Below are 5172 nucleotides of genomic sequence, written 5' to 3' on the forward strand. Positions count from 1 at the left end.
AGGCGGTAGACGGATTTATAACCCTTTATTTATCGGGCTTTGTGGGCATTTCGCCCCAAATCCGCCCCAAATTTAAGCGGTTAGGAATATTTCTTTTATCTGCTCAAAGTTTTTATCTGCCAAGGCTTCCATCTGGTGCGAATAGACCTTTAGGGTTATATCTGGACTTTCATGTCCTAGTAGCTTCGATATAGTCACAATATCAATACCTTTGAGTATCAGGTAAGAAGCGTATGTGTGCCTTAGACTATGGTTTCTCACTGGACGGCCAACAAGCCTTTTTATCAGCTTGTTACATGCTGAATTTGAAACTCCAAAACAAACACGGTTCTTTATGTTGGCTTGCCAATATTTCTTTTTATAAGTTTTCAGCGTTTCAATCGTGGTTTTATCGATTGGCACTTTCCTTTTTGACGTCTCATTTTTTAGATCAGCAAAATCTTGCGTTTTGGAATAATCAAAGGACTTGTTTATATCTATTATCCCGTTTTGTAGGTCTATGTCACTCCATGTTAGCCCTAGAGCCTCAGAGAAGCGCATACCAGTCACCGAAAGTAAGTAGAGGGTAAAATAGGACACGTACTGTATATTCGAGCGTGTGGACGAAATTAGAGCCTTATATTCGTTCTCTTCCAAGAAGTCATTATCCTCTGACCTGGTTTCTATCTGAGATTTCACTTTGGCATCGTCTGCGAAATTGTAGCTAATTACTTGCTCACGGACTGCGACTTTCAGAGCGCCTTTAATCTGATAGTGAAATTTCTCAAGGGTTTCCTGGGCGTATTTCTCGCCAAACTCGTTGAGCCGCTTTTGGTAATATAAGGGAGTGATATCCTTTACTTTCAAATCTCCAAAGTACGTTTTGATATGCTTTAAGTTTTTGGTGTATGTATCCCAAGTCTTATCCTTGACATGTGGACGCTTGTAAACGTCTGACCACATTTTGACGAAATCATACAAAGTAACGTCTTTATCGGTCAGTAAATTCTGCGAAAGGCTTTGCTCGACTTCCAAGGCTTCGACTTGTGCTAGTTTTTTGGTTTTAAACCCGCTTTTAGATTTCTGCTTATATTTCCCGTCGGTATCTTTGTAAGATATGCGATACTCCCAACCATTCGCCCTTTTTCTGAAGTATGCCATTGTTTTTACCTCACTTTTTTGATAAAATGGGTATAGTAAAACGGGCTTTTTAATGCCTTTTACTATACGGAACGCCTCACGCTCAGACTCGCCAAAGTTTTGAGAGCGTGGGGCTTTTTTGTTTGCAATTATTTCCATTTTGGAAACAGTTGGTTTTATTCTTTCGATAAGTGTTGTTGAAGAATTAAGGCCACGTTGGCTTTCTCTTCCTCTGTCATAGGAGGTTCGTTTGGATCGTCTACCGAAAACTCGATAGCATGCCATTTATCATTTACTCTAATCCACTCTCTTCGTCTGTGGCATTTGCAATCTAGGTTGTGTTTAATCACTTCCATCGGTCTACTTTCGTTACTCATGTTATTTCTCCCTATACAAATCCACGACTTCGCCGATAATTCGGAAGTCGGTGTCTGGTGTGATTGGCATATCTTTGTAAGCTGGATTCAAACTGTGAAGGTAAGCCTGGTCTTTATCAATCACTAGTTGCTTGATATAAGCATCACCGTTGTAGTTAAACACTCCGATAACACCGTCATTCAAGTCAACACTTGTCTGGATGAATACCAGGTCACCATCGTGATAGTCTGGTTCCATGGAGTCACCCTTGATTGGAATGACAAAGTCAGCGTCAACATCGACTGGCAACTCAATCCGCTCCACTCGTACATCGTTCAAATACTGCCCTGTACCTGCGGAAGCTGGGTGGTCGTAGTAGTCGTAACTATAGAACTGAATAGCCTCTGATACTTCGTTTTTCTTCGTATTATCTTCGCTTTTCTGCTCTTTCAGTTGCCTCTCTGCATAGGTCAAGACTTTGGCTTGTCTAGGCGGTGCTAGTTCGTCGTAGATGGTTTGGATGGGGGAAGCATTAGGGGTGGAATCATCGGTTATAGAATTATTAGTTACAAATCTAGGGTCTAACACAGATTTAGGCACTCCAAAAAAATCTGCAATTTTTTGAACATTACCAGGGATTGGCAAAGAAGTTCCTTTTACATATCCTGTCAATGTGCTAGGTGGTATTCCTGTCGCTCGAGATAGCTCGGCTTGTTTACAATTTCTGTCAGATAAAATTGAGTTAAGATTTGCAGAAAAGACTTTCATATCCTCTTTATCTTGAGGAGTTAATTTCCCTCGTCCTCTTGCCATGTTTTTACCTCCTATCTTCTTTACTATATAATACCGTTTATTTTCGATTTTGTAAATAAAAAATTCGAAAAAATTACGAAAAAAATCATAAAAAGTATTGACATACGATTTAAATCGTAGTATAATATAATCAAGCTTAAGGAAATAACAAAAAACAAACCGGAGGGAAACATCATGAACACATTAAACGAGAAAGCCATCAACATCTTCAAAGCAGTGGTTGCAGAAACTTTACTTCAAAATACATACGAGGAACGCTTCCTCTATGGTCAGCTTGAATCATTCTGGAACAACTGCCGTCGGTTCGCTTTCGGATGGACAGAGTTGGGAGAAGAGATCGAACGCCAAGAGAGTTACCTTCTTGATGCTGGTTTCACTCAAGACGAAATTGATGACATTCGCTTTGATGCAGCATTCGCAGGAATGCAGAACAAAATGAATGTAGCCTGATCGGTAGCACCAGGGTTCGACTCCCTGGCAGGCTGTTGCTCACGGAGCGAAAAAAAGAGAAAGGAGAAGAAAGATGATAGAAGTAATTTTAGCATCGTTTCTTGTGTCGTTTGTAGTTTCGCATACAATGATGAAATGGCACTCACTTCAAGTGAATGCCATGCTAGAAAAGTATTTATTTGAAACTGATTTGTTGTATAAAAAAACGGCAAGCGAAACCTTGGAACTTATTCAACAACACAAACGTCAATAAAGTTTTTCCCGTAATCTGTAATCGTAAAACAGGATTTATCAAGTATTATATCAGGAAATTCTTTTAATATGCCTACAGTTATAGGATGGTTTCTTATGAAGTCGTAGTTGCTTTCGTGTGATAGCCAAGAATCAGTTTTAATTGATATAAGTCCAAGTCTTTCTAGATTAACCAAGGAAATAGAATTCTTTTGAAAATCATAGAACTCATCGGTTAGAAAGATGAGAGGGAAAATAGTTCGGGTGCCATTCTCTAACTTTTTGTACATGTGCATTGTTGCTACTGCTGCTTGTACACCTATTTGTTCCTTTTTTAAGAAACTTAGTATCTTCGCATCTAACACATCCAATTGTTTTATGATTTCTACAAAGGACGAGTGTATTGATTCACTTTTGCGATTGTCGAGCGAACTAGCAATGATTTTGGCAAACATTTTTCGTAATTCTTCTTCTTCAATATAGTATCTAGAAGCATCAAGTGCCGGGCCTAATATCTTAATAGATGGGTCTTGGATATTCTCTGGGGGGATAGTTGCCACTTCTTGCAAAATATCGTTTTTTAATTTTTCTACATTTGCTTCATGGGTTGCTTTCAACAAGGCTGCTCGGCTAGAAGCGTTGTGGCCGTAGTTTATGTACCACCAATCTTGCAATGTTTGAATAGGTCCAGCGAATACACCGGCTGAAGTAGCTCCTCCTAAAAATCCTGTAACAAGTGGAAGGAAGTCCTGGAATTGGTTTGGATCCATAATTATTATTTTGTTCTTTCTGTTTGGATTTTGACTAAAACGGTGAGAGGTCCTAGTCAAAGTTATTATAGCAAATTAGGAGAAAATTACCTCAGCCTTGAGGCTGATATAGGAGGTTGAATGGAAGATAAAATCATCGAACTTGCTGACTACTTTATCAGCGAAAACACAACGTACAGAGAAGCTAAAATAGCGTGTGAGAAGCTATTAAGAAAAGTCAGCCATGAGATAGAACTCAGGGCGCTGGAAAGTAAGACGAGGGCAAATGACAACTAACAGAACTGTGTCAGTAAAAACATCAGAACATGATGTGTTATTGACCGCACGAAAAAACCACCCTGCTGTATTCGTCGATGGAATGCTTCTCGACGGAGTAGAGAGAGTGGAATTTATCAATCATTTTGCAGATAAAGATTGTGAAGTAATTTTAACTTTTAACGATAGGATAGAAAACAACCCTTTCCCATTGGATGAGGTTAGTCTATTAGAAAAGTTATTTGGTCAGGCTTCAAACGGGCAATCCTTACGGGATATTGCCTTGCAAACTCTTGAAGATGGTAATTAGTATCTAAGCCATCAAAAAATGATACATGTATGCTGAAGCTTTCTTTTCCGTCTTTCTTGGCTCTTTCGTACTCTTTGCCAAGGACAATCAGAGAAGCTTCTAATTGATAATCAGTCATAACATCACCTCCTTTCTGCTTTTATTATAGCAGAATTGCGAGGAACAAATAGAAAAATAAGGAGGTAGGAACGTGCAAAAAATGACATTGAGAGCATTAAGAATAAATTATAGCTTATCTGCAAAAGAAGTTGCCGATAAACTGGGCATTCATCAACAAACACTGTTGAAGTATGAACATGATAGTTCAAAAATTCCAATGGATCTTTTAGATAAACTTGCTCGACTATACAATGTCGAAAAGGATTTTATTTTTTTGGGTAAAAAATACGAATTAAATCATAATTTAGGAGAGGTATGAATGAACGAGCGAGAGTTACAGAAAGGGGATTAAATATGAGGTATGCAGTATATAATCAGGAATACTCACGAGAACTACACTCAACTGAACAACCACTCAGCTCAAAACTCAAATCTGAGTTTACAAGCTAAAGGGTTACTATTGGTACTGATGTCTAATAAGGATACATGGCGCCCTTACATTGATGAGCTTTCCAAACGCTCCAGGAATGGGCGTGACGCTCATAGAGCAGCTTTTGATGAGTTAAAAGAGGCTGGCTATATCCGTATCTATCGCAAGAGCTTTGGTCGTGGTAAAGGTATCCAGAATTTTCCTTTAGTTCAAGATGTACCAATTTCAGATAGTTATTGGGAATATTGGGTAAACAATCTTGAAAAAGAGTTATCCACAGAACAGTAAAAGGGTTTATTTACAACTTACGAATTTTACAAAGTTGAAAAGTTCAAAAG

9 protein-coding genes are annotated in these 5172 nt (G+C 38.6%); 5 read left to right on the forward strand and 4 right to left on the reverse strand.

Annotated elements, in window-relative coordinates; all coding sequences use genetic code 11:
* Positions 1-72: 72 nt before the first annotated feature.
* On the reverse strand, positions 73-1140 hold the full coding sequence (locus tag AB2B47_RS08460; RefSeq protein ID WP_320694115.1) for a site-specific integrase: 1068 nt from the start codon (positions 1138-1140) through the stop codon (positions 73-75).
* A 357-nt stretch (positions 1141-1497) separates the two neighbouring features.
* Complete coding sequence (locus AB2B47_RS08465) at positions 1498-2289, reverse strand: XRE family transcriptional regulator (RefSeq protein WP_320694108.1); 792 nt, start codon at positions 2287-2289, stop codon at positions 1498-1500.
* Between the two features lie 174 nt (positions 2290-2463).
* On the opposite strand from AB2B47_RS08465, the gene AB2B47_RS08470 reads away from it, so the two are divergent.
* Together AB2B47_RS08470 and AB2B47_RS08475 are read left to right on the forward strand one after the other, a co-directional pair.
* Entirely contained in the window at positions 2464-2739 is a 276-nt protein-coding gene (locus tag AB2B47_RS08470) for a hypothetical protein (RefSeq protein ID WP_320694109.1), read from the forward strand.
* Between the two features lie 73 nt (positions 2740-2812).
* Positions 2813-2992 (forward strand): hypothetical protein, encoded by a 180-nt coding sequence (locus tag AB2B47_RS08475; RefSeq protein WP_320694110.1) that lies wholly within the window; start codon positions 2813-2815, stop codon positions 2990-2992.
* Here the strand turns inward: AB2B47_RS08475 and AB2B47_RS08480 are convergent.
* Entirely contained in the window at positions 2967-3740 is a 774-nt protein-coding gene (locus AB2B47_RS08480; RefSeq protein WP_320694111.1) for a DUF4393 domain-containing protein, read from the reverse strand. The genes AB2B47_RS08475 and AB2B47_RS08480 overlap by 26 nt on opposite strands.
* Before the next feature lie 120 nt (positions 3741-3860).
* Here AB2B47_RS08480 and AB2B47_RS08485 point away from each other — a divergent pair, with 120 nt between their 5' ends.
* Positions 3861-4016, forward strand: a complete 156-nt coding sequence (locus AB2B47_RS08485; RefSeq protein ID WP_320694112.1) for a hypothetical protein — start codon at positions 3861-3863, stop codon at positions 4014-4016.
* Between the two features lie 200 nt (positions 4017-4216).
* On the opposite strand, the gene AB2B47_RS08490 is transcribed toward AB2B47_RS08485, so the two are convergent.
* Positions 4217-4423: a hypothetical protein gene (locus tag AB2B47_RS08490; protein ID WP_069302314.1), complete on the reverse strand. Its 207-nt coding sequence runs from the start codon at positions 4421-4423 to the stop codon at positions 4217-4219.
* Between the two features lie 72 nt (positions 4424-4495).
* Between AB2B47_RS08490 and AB2B47_RS08495 the strand changes: the two genes are divergently transcribed.
* Positions 4496-4723, forward strand: a complete 228-nt coding sequence (locus AB2B47_RS08495; protein WP_320694113.1) for a helix-turn-helix domain-containing protein — start codon at positions 4496-4498, stop codon at positions 4721-4723.
* Between the two features lie 42 nt (positions 4724-4765).
* Complete coding sequence (locus AB2B47_RS08500) at positions 4766-5122, forward strand: transcriptional regulator (protein ID WP_320694114.1); 357 nt, start codon at positions 4766-4768, stop codon at positions 5120-5122.
* Positions 5123-5172: the final 50 nt, after the last annotated feature.

The sequence above is a fragment of the Streptococcus wuxiensis genome (assembly GCF_040888245.1).
In the GTDB taxonomy this organism is placed as follows: Bacteria; Bacillota; Bacilli; order Lactobacillales; family Streptococcaceae; genus Streptococcus; species Streptococcus wuxiensis.